The following is a 17385-nucleotide window of genomic DNA, read 5'->3' as shown; positions in this document are numbered from 1 at the left end:
GTCAGAGCCGGTCGAGGAACCGGAGGAGCAGGCGTTCCAGGTCCGCCCGGCGCAGGCGGTCGGGGTAGAGGAGCAGGTGCAGGCTGAGGCCGTCGACGAGGGCGAGGAGCTGCTCGGTGACGTCGTCGAGGCTCTGGTCCGTCGTCAGCTCGCCCGCCGCGCCGGCCTGGCCGAGCAGGTCGCGTACGGCGGTCCGGAGCTCGGCCGCCTCGGCGCGCTGCACCTCGGCCAGGCGTTCGGAGGCCAGGCTGCGGCTCCAGAAGCTCACCTCAAGGCGGGTCTCCTGGGTGCGCTCGGCGTCGAGGGGCAGGTTGTCCAGCAGCAGCTCACGCAGGGCGGCCAGCCCGGAGGCGGCGTCGACCTTGCCGGCCAGGCGCTCGCGGATGCGCTGGTGCGACTGGCGCAGCGCCGACAGCAGGATCTCGTCCTTGTCGGTGAAGTAGTGGGCCAGGACGCCGTTGGAGTAGCCCGCCTCCTTGGCGATGGCGCGGGTGGTGGCGGCGTCGATGCCGTCCCTGACGATCACCCGGCGGGCGGCGGCCAGCACCTCGCGCCGGCGCTCGTCATGGTCGACGATCTTCGGCATCGGCGGCCCCCTCTCGTGCTCGCCTCAGCATATTGACTTTTTATTCGGACGTCTGTCTATTTAGACCATGACCGTCGCCACGGTCGGCGTGCACATCGTCGACATCCTCGCCAGGCCCGTCGAGCGCATCCCCGACGGGCAGGACACCGTCCTGGTCGACCAGATCCGGCTGACCGCCGCGGGCGCCGCCGCCGGGACCGCGGTCGACCTGGTCAAGCTGGGCAACGAGGTCGTCTCCATGGGCGCGATCGGCGACGACGAGCTCGGCGACTTCCTGGTGGCGGTGATGACCAAGCGGGGCGTGGACGTGTCCCGTCTGGCGCGCCGGGCCGGTGAGCAGACTGCGGCCTCCATCCTGCCCATCCGGCCCGACGGTGGCCGTCCCAGCTTCCACGTCCCCGGCGCCAACCTCGGCGTCACCCTCGCCGACCTCGACACCGAGGCGCTGCGCGGCATGCGGGCGATCCACCTCGGCGGCATGGACGTGACCTTCGGCCTCGGCGACCCGGCCTTCTTCGACCTGCTCGACTCCGTCCGGGCCACCGGCGTCATCGTGACGATGGACCTGTTATCGGAGATGCCGGACCTGCTCGGCATGGCGCGGGCGTTCCTGCCGCATGTGGACTACGTCCTGCCGAACGACTCCCAGGCGCTGCTCATGACCGGCGCGGCGGACGTACCGGCAGCGGCCTCGGCCCTGCTGGCCGACGGACCCCGCGGCGTGCTGGTCACCCTGGGGGCGGCCGGCAGCCTGGTCGTGACCGAGGCCGGAGCCGAGACGGTGCCGGCGCTCAAGACGGACGTGGCCGACACCACCGGCTGCGGCGACGCGTACTGCGCCGGGTTCATCACCGGCCTGCTGCACGACCAGGACGTGCTGACCGCCGCCCGCTGGGGCACGGCCGCCGCCGCGAAGGTCGCCACGGGCCTCGGCTCGGACGCCGGCCTGACGGACCTCGCCGCCACCCTGGCCCTTCTCAGCTGACCTTCTCGTGGAAGAGAGCTTTCCGATGACAGACGCCGATCTCCGCGCGCGGGCCATGAAGGTGGTGCCCGGCGGCATGTACGGGCATCTCAACGCGGCCATCTTCGCCCCCGGCTACCCGCAGTTCTTCGCGCGAGGTGACGGGTGCAGGCAGTGGGACGTGGACGGGCGCGAGTACATCGACTTCATGTGCAGTTGGGGGCCCGTCGTGCTCGGCCACCGGCACCCGCGCGTGGAGGAGGCGGCGGCCCGCCAGCTCGCCCAGGGCGACTGCCTCAACGGGCCGGGTCCCGTCATGGTCGAGCTGGCCGAGCTGCTGGTCGACACCGTGCCGAGCGCCGACTGGGCGATGTTCTCCAAGAACGGCACCGACGCCACCACCCAGGCGCTGATGGTCGCCAGGGCGGCCACCGGCCGGACGAAGGTCCTCATGGCGCACGGCGCCTACCACGGTGCCGACCCCTGGTGCACGCCCTCCACGGCCGGCACGACCCCGAACGAGCGGGCCGACCTGGTGGAGTTCGCCTACAACTCGCTGGAGTCGCTGGAGGCCGCCGCGGCCTCCGTCGAAGGTGACGTGGCGGCGATCATCGTGACGCCGTTCAAGCACGACGCGTTCGAGGACCAGGAGCTGGTGGAGCCCGCCTTCGCGCGCGGCGCGCGGGCACTGGCCGACCGGCTCGGGGCCGCGCTGGTGATCGACGACGTGCGCGCGGGCTTCCGGATCGACCTGCGCGGCTCCTGGGAGCAGTACGGGGTCCGTCCGGATCTGACGGCGTGGTCCAAGGCCATGGCCAACGGCTACCCGATCGCCGCCGTCACCGGCACGGACGCGCTGCGCGGCCCCGCCCAGACGCTGTACTCGACCGGATCGTTCTGGTTCTCGGCGGTCGCCATGGCGGCGGCCAAGGCCACGATCGAGACCCTGCGCGACACCGGCGGGATCGCCACCATGGAACGGGCCGGCACCCAACTGCGCGAGGGCCTGTACGCCCAGGCCAAGGCACACGGCTTCACCGTCAACCAGACGGGACCGGTGACGATCCCCTGGCTGAGCTTCGACGGCGACACCGACCTGTCGACGGCCCTGCACTGGAGCGAGGCCTGCCTGCGCCACGGGGTCTACCTCCACCCCTGGCACAACTGGTTCATGTCGGCCGCCCACACCGAAGAGGACGTGGCCCGCGCCCTGGAGGGCACCGACCTGGCCTTCGCGGAGACCCGCGCCCACTTCGGCTGAGCCTTCCGGGCGGGTTGTCAGGGCGCGGCCATGGCCACGAAGTGCACGTCGTAGCGCTCCTGCTCCGGCAGCAGGCCGCCGAAGGGCCCCAGTCCGTGCTGGATACGTCCCAGCTGCCGGAAATAGCCGAAGCGCTCGACGCCCGGCGTCAGCACGGCGAGCAGGTCGGCGCCCACCCCCGGCGCCGCGCCGAACGCATGAGGCAGCCCTGGAGGCACGACGACCAACCCGCCCTTGGCGACGGTCGCCGTCTCCTCACCGAGGACGAACTCCATCGTGCCGTCCAGGACGTAGAACAGCTCGGTGGACAGTGCGGCACGTGCACCTCTCCGGCGCGGGTGAACGCCTGCTGCCCGAGGCGCGTGCCGTCCTCGCCGACGCGCAGCGCACCCGGCAGGTCGCCGCCGACATCCGGGCGGGCACCGATGGCGTCCTCCGCCTGGGGATCGTGCAGGGGCCAGGCGACCGGGTCTTCCGCACCCTCGCCGAACTGGCCGCCGTCGCGCCGCGACTCCAGGTCCGCCCGCGCCGCCTGCCCATCCCCGCCCGGCTGACCGCCGTACGCTACGGCGAGCTCGACGCGGCGCTCGTCCGCGCCCTCACCGACGCGCCCGGCCTGGAACTGCTCCCGATCTGGACCGATCCGCTGTACGTGGCGTTGCCCGCCGAGCATCCGCTGACCCGTTCGGCAGCGCTCAGGCTCGACGACCTGGCGAACCTCCCCCTGCGGCTCGCCCCGCGCGAGGCCAACCCGCCCTTCCACGACCTGATCACCGGCGCATGCCGGGCGGCGGGGGTCGCGCCACAGCCGGGGCCGCCGTTCACCACACTCCAGGAAACGCTCGCCGACATCGGTGTCGGCGCCGCGTCCTGGACCGTCTTCTACGAGGTGGCGGGCCTGCCGGAGATCCCCCGGGTCGCCGTCCGCCCGCTCACCGGCCCCACGTTGACCACGTCACTGGCCGTTCCGCAGGGCCCGCCCACGCCGGCCCTGCGCCACCTGCTGAAAGCCCTGACCGGCGGCGCCTGAACGTCGCCGGAGAGCTGGACCGGGCGGCATCACCGCTGTTCGGCGAGCCACTCGTCGAAGGTGGTCGGCGATGCGGGCGCCCTCGCCGGGGAGCAGCACGTTGCCGGCCATCGTGGGACCGAACACCGCTGACCAGGTCGGCACGAGTTTCACCGCGCGGCCGCGCGTCCGGTGGGTGCGCCGGGCCATGTCCACCAGGTCCTGCGTCTCGGGCCCGGCGACGTCGACGTAACGCCCCTGCGGCTCGCCTGTCGCGATCTCGGCGAGAACGACGGCCACGTCCGCGGGCGCGATCGGCTGCACGAGCAGCGGCGCGATGGTGGCGACGCCGTCCCGCTCGGTCCAGCCCGCCACCATCTCGGCGAAGTCGTGGAACTGTGTGGCCGGGACGATCGTCCACGGCACCGGCCCGGCGGCGACGAGACGCTCCTGCTCCCGCTTGCCGGCATAGTGCGCGTTGCCGTCGATCCGGTCGATGCCGGCGATCGAGAGCAGCACATGGTGCCGGACCCCGGCGCGCTCCTCGGCGGCGAGCAGGTTCCGTGTGGTGCCGCCGAGGTACGCCACCGTCTCGTCCCGGTCGGCCGCCGACGCGTTGGTCACGTCGATGACCGCCTCGACACCGGCCAGGGCGTCGTCGAGGCCGTCACCGGTCGACAGATCCACACCCAGCGAGCGGCTGATGCGCACGACATCGTGCCCGTCCCGTTCGAGGACGGCGACGGTGCGTGCGCCGATGTTCCCGGTGGATCCGGCAATGGCGATCCGCACGATGATCTCCTTCTTCTCCAAAATATTACGGACTAAACGGGTCCATGATATCCACGATAGGCTGGAGGGCGTGAAGCTGCCGGTGAGCACTGAATGGGTCCTGCACTGCGCCACGACGCTGGCCCAGCTCGATCCGGGGGCCAGCGCGTCGACGACACAGCTCGCGCAGTACTACGACCTGCCGGCGCCCTATCTCGCCAAGCAGCTGAAGGCGCTCGTCAAAGCCGGCGCGCTGGCCGCGACCACGGGCCCGCGGGGCGGGTTCCGGCTCGCGCGGCCCGCCTCCGAGATCACGCTCCTGCAGCTCGTCGAGGCCGTCGACGGCACGTCCCCGCCCTATGAGTGCCGCGAGATCCGCCGGCGAGGGCGCGGAGCGCTACCCGCTGAGGAGTGTCGCCGCACCTGCGTCCTCGCTGAGAAGATGGCGCAGGCGCACGAGGCGTGGCGGCGCAGCCTCGCCGCCGTCACTCTCGCGGACATCCTCGACAGCCTGCCCGCCTCGGCGCCGGCCCGCACCCGGCTCCGCCTGACCGGAACGGCATAGGCCCGCGCGTGCGCGAAGTCGCTCAGGCGCCCTCGACGAGCAGCGGGCCGAAGGCGATGGCGAAGAAGGTGTCCAGGGCCTCGGCGGAGTGGTCCGCCCGAGCCCGGAGGAGGGTGCCTTCCCAGGCGTTGAGCAGGAACCGGCCCGTGAGCTCGGGGTCGAGCCCGGCCCGCACGGCGCCGCCGCGCTGAGCCTGGGCGAGGACGGTCGAGATCGCCTCGACCCACTGCCGGAAGCCTTCCGCGACGGTCTCCCGGATCACCTCGCTGTGGTCGGCGATCTCGGCGCCGAAGTTGCCCAGCAGGCACCCCCGGGTGAACTCGCGCCGTACGACCTCGTCCCGTAGGGCCCCGAAGTGGGCGCGCAGGCGGTCCAGCGGCTCGCCCGCGCCGTTGAGCAGCTCGTCGAGACGCCCCTCGCCGTAAACACGCAGCACCTCGACGGCCAGCGTCTCCTTGCTGTCGAAGTGGTTGTAGAACGACCCCTTCGGTACGCCGGCCGCGTCGGTGATCGTCTTGACTCCGGCCGCGTTGTAGCCGTGCGCGTGGAACTGCTCCAGCGCCGCCGTGACGATCTCGTTGCGCATGCTCCGCCTGGCCATGGCGTCCAATATGGCCGGTCGTCTCACCTGTTGTCAATGCTCGTACAGCGACTTGACGTATCTAAGACGACCGGTCATATTGAAGAAGTCGTCAGCCAGAGAAGAGAGCAAGATGCCCAGTCAGAACGGCTCCTACCGCGCCTTCGAGGTGACGGGAGCGCGGAAGTTCGAGCTCGTGAGCCGGCGGCTGCCCGAGCCGGCCGCCCGCCAGGTGCGGATCCGGGTCGAGGCCTGCGGGGTCTGCCACACCGACGCCGTCGCGGCAGAGGGCCTGCGCGCCGATCCGAGCCTGCCGATGGTCCCCGGCCACGAGATCGTCGGCGTCATCGACGCGATCGGTGACGAGGTGCGGGGATGGCGGATCGGCGAGCGCGTCGGAGTGGGCTTCCTCGGCGGCCAGTGCGGCGAGTGCGACCCCTGCCGGCGCGGCGACTTCGTCAACTGCGCCGACCAGCCGCAGCTCGGGATCACGGCCGACGGTGGGTACGCCGAGGCGATTCTCGCCAGGAGCAGCGGGCTGGTCCGCGTCCCGGAGGGGGTGAGCTCGGTCGAGGCCGCGCCGCTGCTGTGCGCCGGCCTGACCATGTTCAAGGCGCTGCAGCAGATCCACGGCCGGCCAGGGGCGCTCGTGGCGATCCAGGGCATCGGCGGCCTGGGGCACCTCGGCCTGCAGTACGCCGCCAAGCTGGGCTACCGGGTGGCCGCCGTCGCCCGGGGCGGCGCCAAGGCGGAGGCGGCCGGGAGCCTGGGCGCCGACCATTACATCGACAGCTCGGTGACCGACCCGGGGGCCGCGCTGCGAGAGCTCGGCGGCGCCGCCCTGATCGTCGCGACGGCCACCACCGGCGCCTCGATGGCACCGCTGCCGGCGGGTCTGGCGCCGGGCGGCCGCATGGTGGTCGTCGGCGCGGCTCCGGACCCCATCCCGGTGAGCCCCGCGGACCTGATCTTCGGCTCCCGATCGGTCAGCGGCAGCCTCACCGGCACGTCGATCGAGAACGAGGACAATCTCGCCTTCAGCGAGCGGCACGGGATCAGCCCGATGGTCGAGGTCATGCCGCTGTCACGGGCGCCGGAGGCATACGCGCGCATGATGTCCGGCCGGGCCAGGTTCCGCATCGTCCTGGACGCGGCGGCCTGACCGGGCTGCCGGAAGGCGGCGCTCAAGAAAGCCGACAAAAACTATAAATCAGCACTAATGGGTACGAATCGTGACAAACAAGGAGGACATGGCATGGACATCAACGGTTCTGTGGCAGTGGTGACCGGCGGGAACCGGGGGCTGGGCAGGCACTTCGTCACGCAGCTCATCGAGCGCGGCGCCAAGGTGTACGCCGCCGCCCGCGACCCCGAGTCGGTCGACGTGCCCGGCGCGATTCCGCTGCGGCTGGACATCACCGACCCGGAGTCGGTGGCACAGGCTGCCCGGGTCGCGGCCGACGTCACGCTGCTGATCAACAACGCCGGGATCTCCACCCGCAGCTCGCTCCTCACCGGCGATCTGGATCAGATCCGCCTGGAGATGGAGACCCACTATTTCGGCACCCTTGGCGTGACGCGCGCCTTCGCACCGATCATCGAGGCGAACGGCGGCGGCGCGATCCTCAATGTGTTGTCCATCCTGTCCTGGCTGCACCTGCCGAGCTCCGGCGCCTACAGTGCCGCGAAGGCCGCGAGCTGGGCGATGACGGACGCGGTGCGCGGTGAGCTGGCTCCCAAGGGCATTCAGGTGACCGCCCTGCACGTCGGGTACATGGACACCGCCATGGCCGCGTTCGTCGCTCCGGAGGACAAGACCGACCCGGCCACGGTCGCGACCGCCGCGCTGGAAGCGGTCGAGTCGGGCGCGCCGGAGATCCTCGCGGACGAACTGACCCGCACCGTGAAGCGCGATCTGGCGTCCTCGCCGGCGGGCTGAGCGACGGCGGAGCCGGGTTGGACATCACGGCAAGGTCACGTCTCCATGGGGGCCTCTTGACGGGCATCGGCGGGCGTTCATACGTTCGGGCCCATGATTAGGAAACTTTCCTAATCAGTCCTCTCTTCAGGAGCCCCCCATGTCCAACCCGGGAGAGATCACCCGACGCCAGTTGCTGCGCCGGATCGGCATCACCGCGCTCGCCGCCGGTCCCAGCGCGGGCCTGCTGAGCGCCTGCGCCACCGCGGGCGGCGGATCGTCGGCCGCACCCGCCACGTCGCTCGCCGCCTCCGCCGACGGGAAGAACCCGTTCGGCGTCGATCCGGCCAAGCCGCTCGAGGTGACGATCTTCAGCGGCGGGTACGGCGACGCGTACGCGAAGAATCTGCACGAGGAGGCGTACAAGAGGGCTTTCCCCGGCGCGACCGTCAAGCACAACGCGACCCAGCAGATCAGCACCCAGCTCCGCCCTCGCTTCGTCAGCGGCGACGTGCCGGACGTGGTCAACAACTCCGGCCCGGAGTCGATGGACCTGGTGGCGCTGGCCGGGCAGGGGCACCTGGCCGACCTGTCCGTGCTGTTCGACGCACCCTCGCTCGACGATCCGGCCAGGAAGGTGCGGGACACGCTGACGCCCGCCGTGATCACCAATGCCAAGATCGGTGACAAGGACCTGGTGCTCAACTACACGGTGTCGCACCGGGCGCTGTGGTACAACGCCAGGCTCTTCGCCGACAAGGGCTGGGCGCTGCCGAAGACGTGGGCCGAGTTCACGGCGCTGGGGGAGACGGCGAAGCAGGAGGGCATCCTCCTGTTCGCCTATCCAGGTCAGAAGGGCCCGTACTACCAGCTCTGGAACATCCTCTACACCGCCGCCAAGATCGGCGGGAACCAGGTCATCATCGACGTCGACAATCTGGTCGACGGCGCCTGGCTCGCCGCGCCGATGAAGCAGGCGGTCGCCGCCTGGGTGGACATCCAAAGCAAATACGGCGATAAATCGTACTTCGGCCTTGATCACACCCAGACCCAGGTCAAGCACCTGCAGAACAGGCTGCTGTTCTACCCGGTCGGCTCCTGGATCGAGAACGAGATGGCCAAGGACAAGCCGGACGACTTCGAGTACGCCATCGCCCCCATCCCCGACGTCACCGCCACCGACAAGATGCCGTACGGCGCCATCCAGGTCGGCGTCGGCGAGAACTTCATCGTGGCCGCCAAGGGCGAGAACCCGCAGGGCGGCCTCGAATACCTGCGCATCATGCTCTCCCAGGAAGGCGCGCGCGGCTTCACCGAGCAGACCAAGAACCTCACGGTCGTCAACGGCGCGGCCGAGGGGATCGACCTGCCCGCCGCCCTGAAGAGCGCCGCCAAGGCCCAGGACGCGGCCGGGCAGAACATCATCACCGACGCCCGCTTCGAAGGCTGGTACAAGGAGCTGTTCGACCAGGCCACCGAGCAGGTCAACCGGGTCATGGCCGGCCGGATCACCCCGGAGGAGTTCTGCGCGAACCTGCAGAAGAGGGCCGACGAGATCAAGAAGGACTCCTCGGTCTCCAAGCAGATCCGGAGCCAGTAGCCGATGGAGCGGCTGCGCAGGTACGGATTCGTCGCCGGATTCCTCCTCGTTCCCCTCGCCCTCTACTCGGTCTTCGTGATCAGTCCGTACGTTCAGGCGTTCCAGATCTCGCTGACGGACTGGGACGGCTACGCCAGTGAGCTCACGTACGTGGGGCTGGAGAACTTCGCCGAGCTGCTGGCGGACCAGGACTTCTGGCAGGCCCTGCGCAACCACGGGCTCATCCTGCTCGTCCTGCCGATCCTGACCATCGTCATCGCCCTGTTCTTCTCCTACCTGCTCAACCTGGGCGGCGGGTCCAGCGGCGCGGGCATGAAGGGGATCTGGGGGTCGAGGTTCTACCGGGTGGTGTTCTTCTTCCCCCAGGTGCTCGCCGTGGCGGTGGTCGGGGTGCTGTTCCGGGCCATCTACCGGCCGGACGAGTACGGCGTCGTCAACGGGCTGCTGATCAAACTGGGCCTCGACCCCGTCGGCTGGCTGGTGGAGCCGGACCTGGCCCTGTGGTCGATCATCGCGGTGATGGTCTGGCAGGCGGTCGGGTTCTACGTGGTGCTGTTCTCGGCTGGGATGGCGGCGATTCCGAAGGACTACTTCGAGGCGGCGGCGCTGGACGGCGCGGGGCGGTTCAGGCTCTTCTTCTCCATCACGCTGCCCCTGCTGCGGGACACCGTCCAAGTGGGCTGGGTCTATCTGGGAATCGCCGCGTTCGACGGGTTCGCCCTGATCCAGGTCCTCGTGGGGGACAAGGGGGAGCCCGACGGGACGACGAGCGTGCTGCCCGTGCAGATCTGGAAGACCGCCTTCAGCTACACCGACTACGGCTACGCGTCGGCGATGGGGGTGGCGCTGTTCTTCCTCACGGTGACGTTCGCGGTGCTGACGCTGCGCACCACCCGGCGCGAAAGGATCGAGTTCTGATATGGCCTCGCCTCGTCAGGGCAAGCCCCGGCCCAGTGTGCTCGGCGGGCTGTCCCATGTGGCGCTGTTCATCTGGGCGCTGCTGATCATCGCGCCGCTGCTGTGGACGTTCCTGGCGTCGTTCAAGAGCAACGCCGAGCTCTTCGGCGACGCGCTGCAACTGCCCGGCGCGCTGCGCCTCGACTCGTGGGGCAGAGCCTGGGACAAGGCGCACATCGGGCAGTATCTGCTCAACACGGTCGTGGTGGTCTTCTTCGGCACGCTGGGCACGATGCTGTTCGGCTCGATGGCGGCCTACGTGCTGGCGCGCTACCGCTTCCCCGGCAACCGGCTCATCTACTACTTCTTCGTGGCCGGCATGGCCTTCCCCGTCTTCCTGGCGCTGGGACCGCTGTTCCTGGTGGTCGACCAGCTGGGCCTGCTGTACACGCACGCGGGGCTGATCCTGGTCTACATCGCCTACTCGATGCCGTTCACGATCTTCTTCCTGGCCGCGTTCTTCAGGACGCTGCCGGAGGCGGTGGCCGAGGCCGCCAGGATCGACGGCGCCTCGCACACCCGCACGTTCTTCCAGATCATGGTGCCCATGGCCAGGCCCGGCCTGGTCAGCATCACCATCTTCAACGTGCTCGGCCAGTGGAACCAGTATCTGCTGCCACTGGTGCTGCTCGCCCGCGACCAGGAGGACTGGGTCATCACCCAGGGCATCGCCAACATCTCCACCCTGGCCGGCTACGAGGCCGACTGGCCGGGCCTGTTCGCGGCGCTCAGCATGGCGATCCTGCCCGTGCTGTTCGTCTACATCATCTTCCAGCGCCAGATCCAGTCCGGGCTCGGCGCCGGGACGTTGAAGTAACGTTGCCGCATGGACGTCGAGCAGAAGCTGCGCGAGCTGCCCGGATGGCGGCGCGAAGGCGACGAGATCCGCCGCACGATCACCGCCCCCGACTTTCCCACGGCCATCCGGATCGTCGACGAGATCGCGGTCCGGGCCGAGGAGCTCAACCACCATCCCGACATCGACATCCGGTGGCGGGAGCTGCACCTGGCGCTCACCACGCACGACCAGGGCGGCCTGACCGAGCTCGACTTCACCCTCGCCGCACGAATCGACGCCATCGCGGCCGAATACGATGCGTAGCCGAGCGGCTACTCTATAGAGTAGGTGCCCCGAGAGTCCGCGTTCGTACGGGCTCGTGCTCCTGAGGGGTTCACATGCGCCTGCCCGCACTTCTGCTCGCCCTGTTCGCGGCGGGCTGCTCCGGCGCTCCGGCACAGCTCGCGCATCCGGCGGCACAGGACGGCATCATGCTCAAGGGGAGCGGTGAGTTCACCACCAGCGGCCCCGACGCCATCACCTACGACCGCAAGCTGGTGCCCGTCGGCGCCCAGGCCAACCTCACCGCCGAGTCCACCGCCGGCCGGACGCTCACGTCCCTGGTGGTCGAGGGCTTCCGGCCGGAGCGGACCTACGGCGCCCACCTGCACACCAAGCCCTGCGGTCCCAAGGGCGAGGACGCCGGCCCGCACTACCAGCATGTGCCCGGCCAGGTGAGCGCCGCCAGCGAGGTCTGGCTCGACTTCACCACGGACGCCTCGGGGGCGGGCCATTCCACCGCGCGCAACGACTGGGTTCTCGACTCGGCCAGGCTGCCCAGGTCGCTCATCGTGCACGCCAAGCCCACCACGACCTCGGGCCCCGACATCGGCGCGGCCGGAGACCGCGCCGCCTGCCTGACGCTCAAGTGATCCTCGCCTGCCGACGAGGTTGACGACGACACCGGCGGCACCGGCGGCAACGGCAACGGCAACGGGGCCCGCGCGGTCACTGCCGCGCGGGCCTCTCACCGGTTACGCGTGCCCGGCCGGGATGGTGCCGAGCCTGCCCTTCTGGAAGTCCTCCATGGCCTGGGCGAGCTCCGCCTGGGTGTTCATGACGAACGGGCCGTAGTGGGCCACCGGCTCACCGATCGGCTCGCCGCCCAGCACGACGACCTCCAGTTTCTCCGTGGCGGAGATCGTGATGAACTCGCCGTCCGTGCTGAGCCCCGGGCGATTGCCGAAGCCGTTGAAGACCGCGAGCTGACCGCTCTTCAGCGGACGGTTGTCGGCTCCGACCGTCCCGCTGCCCGACAGCACGTAGGCCAGCGCGTTGAAGTCCTTGCGCCAGGGCAGGGCGAGCCGGGCACCGGGGCTGACGGTGGCGTGCAGCAGGGCGATGGGCGTCTGCGTGCTGCCGGGGCCGCTGTGGCCCGCCAGGTCGCCCGCGATGAGCCGTACCAGCGCGCCGCCGTCGTGGCTGCCGAGCAGCGCGACGCTGGAGCTCCGGATGTCCTGATATTTCGGGGCGGTCATCTTCTTGGCGCCCGGCAGGTTCACCCACAGCTGGATGCCGTGGAACAGCCCGCCCTGCTGCACGAGCCACTCCGGCGGCGCCTCCTTGTGCAGGATCCCGGCCCCGGCGGTCATCCACTGCGTGTCGCCGTTGGTGATGGTGCCACCGCCGCCGTTGGAGTCGAGGTGGTCCATCACGCCGTCGATCATGTACGTGACGGTCTCGAAGCCGCGGTGCGGGTGCCAGGGGGTGCCCTTGGGCTCACCGGCCGCGTAGTCGACCTCACCCATCTGGTCCATCATCACGAACGGGTCCAGGTAGGCGGGCTTGATCGCGGCGAGCGCCCGCCGCACGGGGAAGCCCTCGCCCTCGAACCCGCTCGGCGCGGACTCCACGGCGAGCACCTTGCGCTGGAGGGTGCCCGGTGCGGGCTCGGGCAGCAGGGGGAGGGTGAGCGGGTTTTCGACGGTTACGGCGGGCATGTCGGGCTCCTTCCGGCTTCAGGTGCCGGGGACAACCAAGTTTATGTTTCAACTATTCCTGGCGAGCGCGAACCCCCCTCGCACCAGCGCCGCGAACTCCTGGCCGAGCTTCCCGGCGTCGTGCGTCTTGGCGGGGTCGACGCCCATCACGGTGACGACGAAGGTCCGGCCGTCGTCGGACGCCAACGCGCTCAAGCACGCCGAGGCGACCACGATAGAGGTACGGCTGGACAGGGCGGCCGGTCGGCTGAGCGTGGCGGTGGTCGACGACGGCAAAGGGTTCGGCGCCGGTGCGCGTCGTGGGCCGGCGACGCTGGCCGACCGGCACGACGTGCGGGGCGAGCACGAGGCGCTCACCACGCGCGAGCGTGACGTGCTGCGCGAGATGGCCCACGGCAGGTCCAACGGCGCCATCGCCAGGGCGCTGCACCTGTCGGTGTCGTCGGTGGGGAAGAACGTCAACTCCATCTTCACCGAGCTCGGCCTGGAGAACAGCGCCGACGTGCACCGCAGGGTGGCGGCGGTGCTGGCCTACCTGCGGCCCTGACCGAAGACGGCCCTGACCTAAGACGGCCCTGACCTAAGACGGCACAGACCGGAGACGGCGCTATCCGAAGACGGCGGGCGGCGGCACCGGCGCGAGGACCGCGTCGCCGTCCTTGATGGGCGCCGCACCGGCGATGAAGTTCGTCAGCGCCGTGCCGTGCACGCACCTGGCCTGGGTGAGGCCGCCGGCGGCACGGCGGGTGAGCAGGTCGAGGGGCAGCTCGGTGCGCGAGGCGGCGACGATGAGGTTGCCGAAGCGCCGGCCGCGCATGACGCCCGGCTCGGCCAGCAGCGCCACGTGTCCGAACGTGCCGGTGACGGTGGCCAGCAGGCGCCTGGCGAAGGCCAGTCCCTTGCCGTCGGCCAGGTTGATCAGCAGAGTGCCCGAGGGCCGCAGCACTCTGGCGAGGTCGCCCAGGTATTCGGTCGTGGCCAGCTCCACCGGCATCGTGGCGCCCATGAAGGCGTCCAGGACCACCAGGTCGGCCGTGTCGTCCCAGACCTTGGCGGTGCCCTCGCGGCCGCCGGCCACGATCACCTTCAGGCGCGGCACCGAGCGCAGGTCGAGTTGCTCGCGCACCAGGTTGATGAGCAGCCCGTCGGGCTCGATGACGATGTGCCGGGAGCCGGGGCGGGTGGTCGCGACGTAGCGCGGGATGGTGCAGGCGCCGCCCCCCACGTGCACACAGCTCAGCGGCCCCTCGTCCAGCAGGTCGATGACATCCGCCATGAGGCGTACGTACTCGAATTCAAGAAATGTCGGGTCTTGTAGGTCAATATATGACTGAGGTACGCCATCCTTGGACAGCACCCAGCCGTCCTGCCTATCAAGATCCCGGAGCAGCTCGACCTCGCCGAAGGTCACCGGATATTGCCCGGGCATCGGCTCTCGCTGTCCACGTGCCACGTTGATCCCTCCTGGGAGAACCGTATGCGACGTCGAAGGTTGATTGTGCTCGTTAGCGCGGTTGCGGCGGTATTCGGGGCGGTCGCCTTCGCGGTCGCGGCCGCCGGCGGTGTCAAGGGCAGCGCCGCAGAGACCTCGGCCGCGTACTTCACGGCCTGGCGCGCGGGGAACGTCGACGCCATGGCCGGCCTGGTGCACGAGCCGCCCGGCGACTTCCGCGCCCGCCACCTGTCGATGAGCGCCCAACTCGGTGTCGAGAGCCTGGAGCTGCGGCCAGGGACGATCAAGGCCACCGGCGACGAGACGGCGGAGGTGCCCTTCAGCGGAAGCAGGACACTGGAGACCTTCGGCGCCTGGCCGTTCGACAGCACGCTGCGGCTGGCCGTACGGAATCGGCAGTGGAAGGTGCTGTGGACGCCGGAGACGCTCCACCCGCTGCTCAAGGACGGCGGGACGGTGGAGGTCGTGGACTTCGACGGGCCCCCGGTCGAGCTGCTCACCAGGGAAGGCCACAAGATCCCCAACAACAGTTACGCCGAGTCCATCCTGGCGCGGCTGCGGCCGGAGCTGGACGAGGACAACGCGGGGTGGGCGCTGGTGGCGAAGGCGCCGGGCCGGCCGGAGCAGCGGGTCATGACGGCCGAGCCCAAGCCCGACGTGGAGCGCACCACACTGTCCAGCTCCGTCCAGGCCGCCGCCGCCCGGTCACTGGACGGGGTGGAGGACTCGGCGATCGTCGTGCTGAGGCCCGCCACCGGTGAGGTGCTCGCGGTGGCCGACAGGCTGGAGGAGAACTACAGCGCCTTCCACGACCTCTTCCCCCCGGGATCGACGTTCAAGATGATCACCGCCGCCGCCCTGATGAAGGCCGGGCTCGAACCGGCCGCCCAGGTGCCCTGCCCGGCCACGTACAGCTTCCCGGAGCGGCGGGCCTTCACCAACGACGGCGGGGCGGATCGCGGCCTGGTCTCCTTCACCGACGCCTTCGCCTACTCCTGCAACACCACCTTCGTCGAGCAGGCGCTCACCCGCCTTCAACGCCAGGACCTGCGCGAGACCGCGCACGAGTGGGGGTTCGGCAGGCCGATGCGGACCGGCGCGCAGGGCGTGTGCGGCATCATCGAGGACCCCGCGGACGCCGACTGGTTCGGCTCGAACGCCATCGGCCAGGGCACGGTCGTCGCCAGCCCGCTCTGCATGGCCGCGATCGCCGCCGCGGTGCAGGACGGCACCTGGCGCTCGCCCCGCCTGCTGTCGGACAAGCAGGTACGCCGCATCGACGGCGAGCCGTCCCCGCCGGTCGAGCTGGACCAGGGCGTGGTGGCCAAGCTGCGCGAGATGATGCGGGCCGTCGTGGCGCACGGCACGGCCAGCGGCGGCGGACTGCCCGACGGGGTGTCCGGTAAGACCGGAACGGCCGAGGTGGAGGGCCGGCGATCACATGGCTGGTTCGTCGGCTACCGCGACGACCTGGCCTTCTGCGTCTTCGTGCGGCACGGTGGATCCGGCGGCTCGGCGGCCGTGCCGATCGCCACCCGCTTCCTCAAGGGGCTCTAACCTACGGTACCGTAGGTTATATGACGACGATCACCGTTAAGCCCAGGCTGCGGGGGTGGTTGCACGCGGGGGCGCTGCCCGTGACGCTGATCGCGGGGTTCACGCTCGTGGCCCTCGGGCCGACCCTGCAGGCCCGGCTCGCCTCCGCCATCTACGCGATCACCTCCGCGCTGCTCTTCGGCATCTCGGCCACCTACCACCGCAGCACGCTCGGCCCCCGCCTGGCCGAGGTCCTGCGCCGCCTCGACCACGCCAACATCTATCTGATCATCGCGGGCACCTACACGCCGTTCGCGCTGCTCGCGCTCGACGGGATCCCCAGGGTCGCCGTGCTCACCGTGACCTGGGGCGGGGCGTTGGCGGGCGTGCTGTTCAGGGTGTTGTGGATGGGCGCGCCGCGCTGGCTCTACACGGTCCTGTACCTGGCGCTCGGCTGGACCGCCGTCTTCGTGATGCCGCAACTCCTGCAGGGCGCGGGCATGGTCGCCGTGGTGCTGGTCGCCGTCGGCGGCGTCTTCTACAGCGCGGGCGCGATCGTGTACGGGCTGCGCCGTCCGGACCCGTCGCCGCGCTGGTTCGGCTACCACGAGGTCTTCCACGCCTTCACCATCGCCGCCTACCTGGTCCAGTACATCGCGGTGTCGATCGTCGTCTACTCCCAGTGACGCGGTTCTGACCACGTGCTCGCGTCACGCGTTTGACCGCGTCCATCCCCAGCCGCACAGTTTTGACCTTGTCTATCCCCAACCGCACAGTTTTGACCTTGTCCATCACCAGTCACACAGTTTTGACCTTGTCAGGGGTTGGGCGGGTGCTCGGCGCGGACAACAGTCCGGAATGGAGCAACTCGCGCGCACCTGGTGGTTGGTGCTCATCCGCGGCATCGCGGCGATCATCTTCGGGATCCTGGCGCTGATCTGGCCCGGTATCACCCTGCTGGTGCTGGTGATCTTCTTCGGTGCCTACGCGATCGTGGACGGGGTCTTCTCGCTCTTCTCGGCGTTCCGGCATGGGGCGCGGTCGCGGGCCTGGCTCATCATTTCCGGAATTTTCGGGATACTGGCGGGTCTGGTGGCATTCATCTGGCCGGGGATCACGTCGCTGGCGCTGCTGTACGTCATCGCCTTCTGGGCGATCTTCACCGGGGTGGCCGAGATCATGGACGGCATCCGGCTTCGCAAGGTGATCGACAACGAGTGGACGCTCATCCTGGCCGGCGCCCTGTCGGTGATCTTCGGCATCCTGCTGCTGATCTGGCCGGGGGCGGGGATGCTCAGCCTGGTCTGGCTGATCGCGATCTTCGCCATCCTGTACGGCATCGCGCTGGTCGCGCTGTCGTTCCGGGTGAAGAAGATGGTGCCAAAGAGCCAATATCCGTAAATTTTA

General features: G+C 69.9%; 21 protein-coding genes. 15 read left to right on the top strand and 6 right to left on the bottom strand.

What is annotated here, in order from left to right; genetic code table 11:
• Position 1: 1 nt before the first annotated feature.
• On the bottom strand, positions 2 to 586 hold the full coding sequence (locus ACTMTF_RS21825) for a TetR/AcrR family transcriptional regulator (protein WP_441112353.1): 585 nt from the start codon (positions 584 to 586) through the stop codon (positions 2 to 4).
• A 67-nt stretch (positions 587 to 653) separates the two neighbouring features.
• On the opposite strand from ACTMTF_RS21825, the gene ACTMTF_RS21820 reads away from it, so the two are divergent.
• Entirely contained in the window at positions 654 to 1571 is a 918-nt protein-coding gene (locus tag ACTMTF_RS21820; RefSeq protein WP_441112352.1) for a carbohydrate kinase family protein, read from the top strand.
• A gap of 25 nt (positions 1572 to 1596) precedes the next feature.
• Positions 1597 to 2811 carry an aminotransferase class III-fold pyridoxal phosphate-dependent enzyme gene (locus ACTMTF_RS21815; RefSeq protein WP_441112351.1) on the top strand — a complete coding sequence of 405 codons (1215 nt, stop codon included), beginning with the start codon at positions 1597 to 1599 and terminating at the stop codon, positions 2809 to 2811.
• A 17-nt stretch (positions 2812 to 2828) separates the two neighbouring features.
• On the opposite strand, the gene ACTMTF_RS21810 is transcribed toward ACTMTF_RS21815, so the two are convergent.
• Complete coding sequence (locus ACTMTF_RS21810) at positions 2829 to 3110, bottom strand: cupin domain-containing protein (protein ID WP_441112491.1); 282 nt, start codon at positions 3108 to 3110, stop codon at positions 2829 to 2831.
• A gap of 20 nt (positions 3111 to 3130) precedes the next feature.
• Between ACTMTF_RS21810 and ACTMTF_RS21805 the strand changes: the two genes are divergently transcribed.
• Positions 3131 to 3841: a LysR family substrate-binding domain-containing protein gene (locus ACTMTF_RS21805; RefSeq protein WP_441112350.1), complete on the top strand. Its 711-nt coding sequence runs from the start codon at positions 3131 to 3133 to the stop codon at positions 3839 to 3841.
• Here ACTMTF_RS21805 and ACTMTF_RS21800 read toward each other — a convergent pair.
• Positions 3767 to 4612: an SDR family oxidoreductase gene (locus tag ACTMTF_RS21800; protein ID WP_441112349.1), complete on the bottom strand. Its 846-nt coding sequence runs from the start codon at positions 4610 to 4612 to the stop codon at positions 3767 to 3769. The two genes, ACTMTF_RS21805 and ACTMTF_RS21800, sit on opposite strands and share 75 nt — an antisense overlap.
• A 70-nt stretch (positions 4613 to 4682) precedes the next feature.
• Here ACTMTF_RS21800 and ACTMTF_RS21795 point away from each other — a divergent pair, with 70 nt between their 5' ends.
• A complete protein-coding gene (locus ACTMTF_RS21795; protein ID WP_441112348.1) occupies positions 4683 to 5156 on the top strand; it encodes an RrF2 family transcriptional regulator in 474 nt (157 codons plus the stop codon).
• 22 nt (positions 5157 to 5178) lie between these two features.
• On the opposite strand, the gene ACTMTF_RS21790 is transcribed toward ACTMTF_RS21795, so the two are convergent.
• Complete coding sequence (locus ACTMTF_RS21790) at positions 5179 to 5757, bottom strand: TetR family transcriptional regulator C-terminal domain-containing protein (RefSeq protein WP_441112347.1); 579 nt, start codon at positions 5755 to 5757, stop codon at positions 5179 to 5181.
• 112 nt (positions 5758 to 5869) lie between these two features.
• On the opposite strand from ACTMTF_RS21790, the gene ACTMTF_RS21785 reads away from it, so the two are divergent.
• The 7 genes from ACTMTF_RS21785 (at position 5870) to ACTMTF_RS21755 (ending at position 11921) form a co-directional block, all read left to right on the top strand.
• A complete protein-coding gene (locus ACTMTF_RS21785; protein WP_441112346.1) occupies positions 5870 to 6898 on the top strand; it encodes an alcohol dehydrogenase catalytic domain-containing protein in 1029 nt (342 codons plus the stop codon).
• 93 nt (positions 6899 to 6991) lie between these two features.
• Entirely contained in the window at positions 6992 to 7675 is a 684-nt protein-coding gene (locus ACTMTF_RS21780) for an SDR family oxidoreductase (RefSeq protein WP_441112345.1), read from the top strand.
• 139 nt (positions 7676 to 7814) lie between these two features.
• Positions 7815 to 9254 (top strand): N-acetylglucosamine/diacetylchitobiose ABC transporter substrate-binding protein, encoded by a 1440-nt coding sequence (gene ngcE / locus ACTMTF_RS21775; RefSeq protein WP_441112344.1) that lies wholly within the window; start codon positions 7815 to 7817, stop codon positions 9252 to 9254.
• A 3-nt stretch (positions 9255 to 9257) separates the two neighbouring features.
• Complete coding sequence (locus ACTMTF_RS21770; protein WP_441112343.1) at positions 9258 to 10172, top strand: carbohydrate ABC transporter permease; 915 nt, start codon at positions 9258 to 9260, stop codon at positions 10170 to 10172.
• Between the two features lies 1 nt (position 10173).
• Positions 10174 to 11028 carry a carbohydrate ABC transporter permease gene (locus tag ACTMTF_RS21765; RefSeq protein ID WP_441112342.1) on the top strand — a complete coding sequence of 285 codons (855 nt, stop codon included), beginning with the start codon at positions 10174 to 10176 and terminating at the stop codon, positions 11026 to 11028.
• A gap of 9 nt (positions 11029 to 11037) precedes the next feature.
• Positions 11038 to 11313 carry a 4a-hydroxytetrahydrobiopterin dehydratase gene (locus tag ACTMTF_RS21760; RefSeq protein WP_441112341.1) on the top strand — a complete coding sequence of 92 codons (276 nt, stop codon included), beginning with the start codon at positions 11038 to 11040 and terminating at the stop codon, positions 11311 to 11313.
• 74 nt (positions 11314 to 11387) lie between these two features.
• Positions 11388 to 11921 carry a hypothetical protein gene (locus ACTMTF_RS21755; RefSeq protein WP_441112340.1) on the top strand — a complete coding sequence of 178 codons (534 nt, stop codon included), beginning with the start codon at positions 11388 to 11390 and terminating at the stop codon, positions 11919 to 11921.
• Between the two features lie 102 nt (positions 11922 to 12023).
• On the opposite strand, the gene ACTMTF_RS21750 is transcribed toward ACTMTF_RS21755, so the two are convergent.
• The gene (locus ACTMTF_RS21750) at positions 12024 to 12989 is read right to left on the bottom strand and encodes a pirin family protein (protein WP_441112339.1); all 966 of its coding nucleotides are present in this window, start codon (positions 12987 to 12989) and stop codon (positions 12024 to 12026) included.
• Positions 12990 to 13140: 151 nt separating this feature from the next.
• Between ACTMTF_RS21750 and ACTMTF_RS21745 the strand changes: the two genes are divergently transcribed.
• Positions 13141 to 13536 (top strand): helix-turn-helix transcriptional regulator, encoded by a 396-nt coding sequence (locus ACTMTF_RS21745; protein ID WP_441112338.1) that lies wholly within the window; start codon positions 13141 to 13143, stop codon positions 13534 to 13536.
• Positions 13537 to 13596: 60 nt separating this feature from the next.
• Here the strand turns inward: ACTMTF_RS21745 and ACTMTF_RS21740 are convergent, their stop codons facing one another.
• Complete coding sequence (locus ACTMTF_RS21740) at positions 13597 to 14418, bottom strand: spermidine synthase (RefSeq protein WP_441112490.1); 822 nt, start codon at positions 14416 to 14418, stop codon at positions 13597 to 13599.
• A gap of 69 nt (positions 14419 to 14487) precedes the next feature.
• On the opposite strand from ACTMTF_RS21740, the gene ACTMTF_RS21735 reads away from it, so the two are divergent.
• The 3 genes from ACTMTF_RS21735 to ACTMTF_RS21725 all read left to right on the top strand — a co-directional run bounded on the left by ACTMTF_RS21735 (position 14488) and on the right by ACTMTF_RS21725 (position 17379).
• Positions 14488 to 15999 carry a penicillin-binding transpeptidase domain-containing protein gene (locus tag ACTMTF_RS21735; RefSeq protein ID WP_441112337.1) on the top strand — a complete coding sequence of 504 codons (1512 nt, stop codon included), beginning with the start codon at positions 14488 to 14490 and terminating at the stop codon, positions 15997 to 15999.
• A gap of 20 nt (positions 16000 to 16019) precedes the next feature.
• Positions 16020 to 16664, top strand: a complete 645-nt coding sequence (gene trhA, locus ACTMTF_RS21730; protein ID WP_441112336.1) for a PAQR family membrane homeostasis protein TrhA — start codon at positions 16020 to 16022, stop codon at positions 16662 to 16664.
• A gap of 172 nt (positions 16665 to 16836) precedes the next feature.
• Positions 16837 to 17379 carry an HdeD family acid-resistance protein gene (locus tag ACTMTF_RS21725; protein ID WP_441112335.1) on the top strand — a complete coding sequence of 181 codons (543 nt, stop codon included), beginning with the start codon at positions 16837 to 16839 and terminating at the stop codon, positions 17377 to 17379.
• Positions 17380 to 17385: the final 6 nt, after the last annotated feature.

This window comes from Nonomuraea sp. ZG12, assembly GCF_052068115.1.
Lineage (GTDB): Bacteria > Actinomycetota > Actinomycetes > Streptosporangiales > Streptosporangiaceae > Nonomuraea.
The sequence above is the reverse complement of the archived record's forward strand: the minus strand, read 5'-3'. Positions and strand labels throughout refer to the sequence as shown.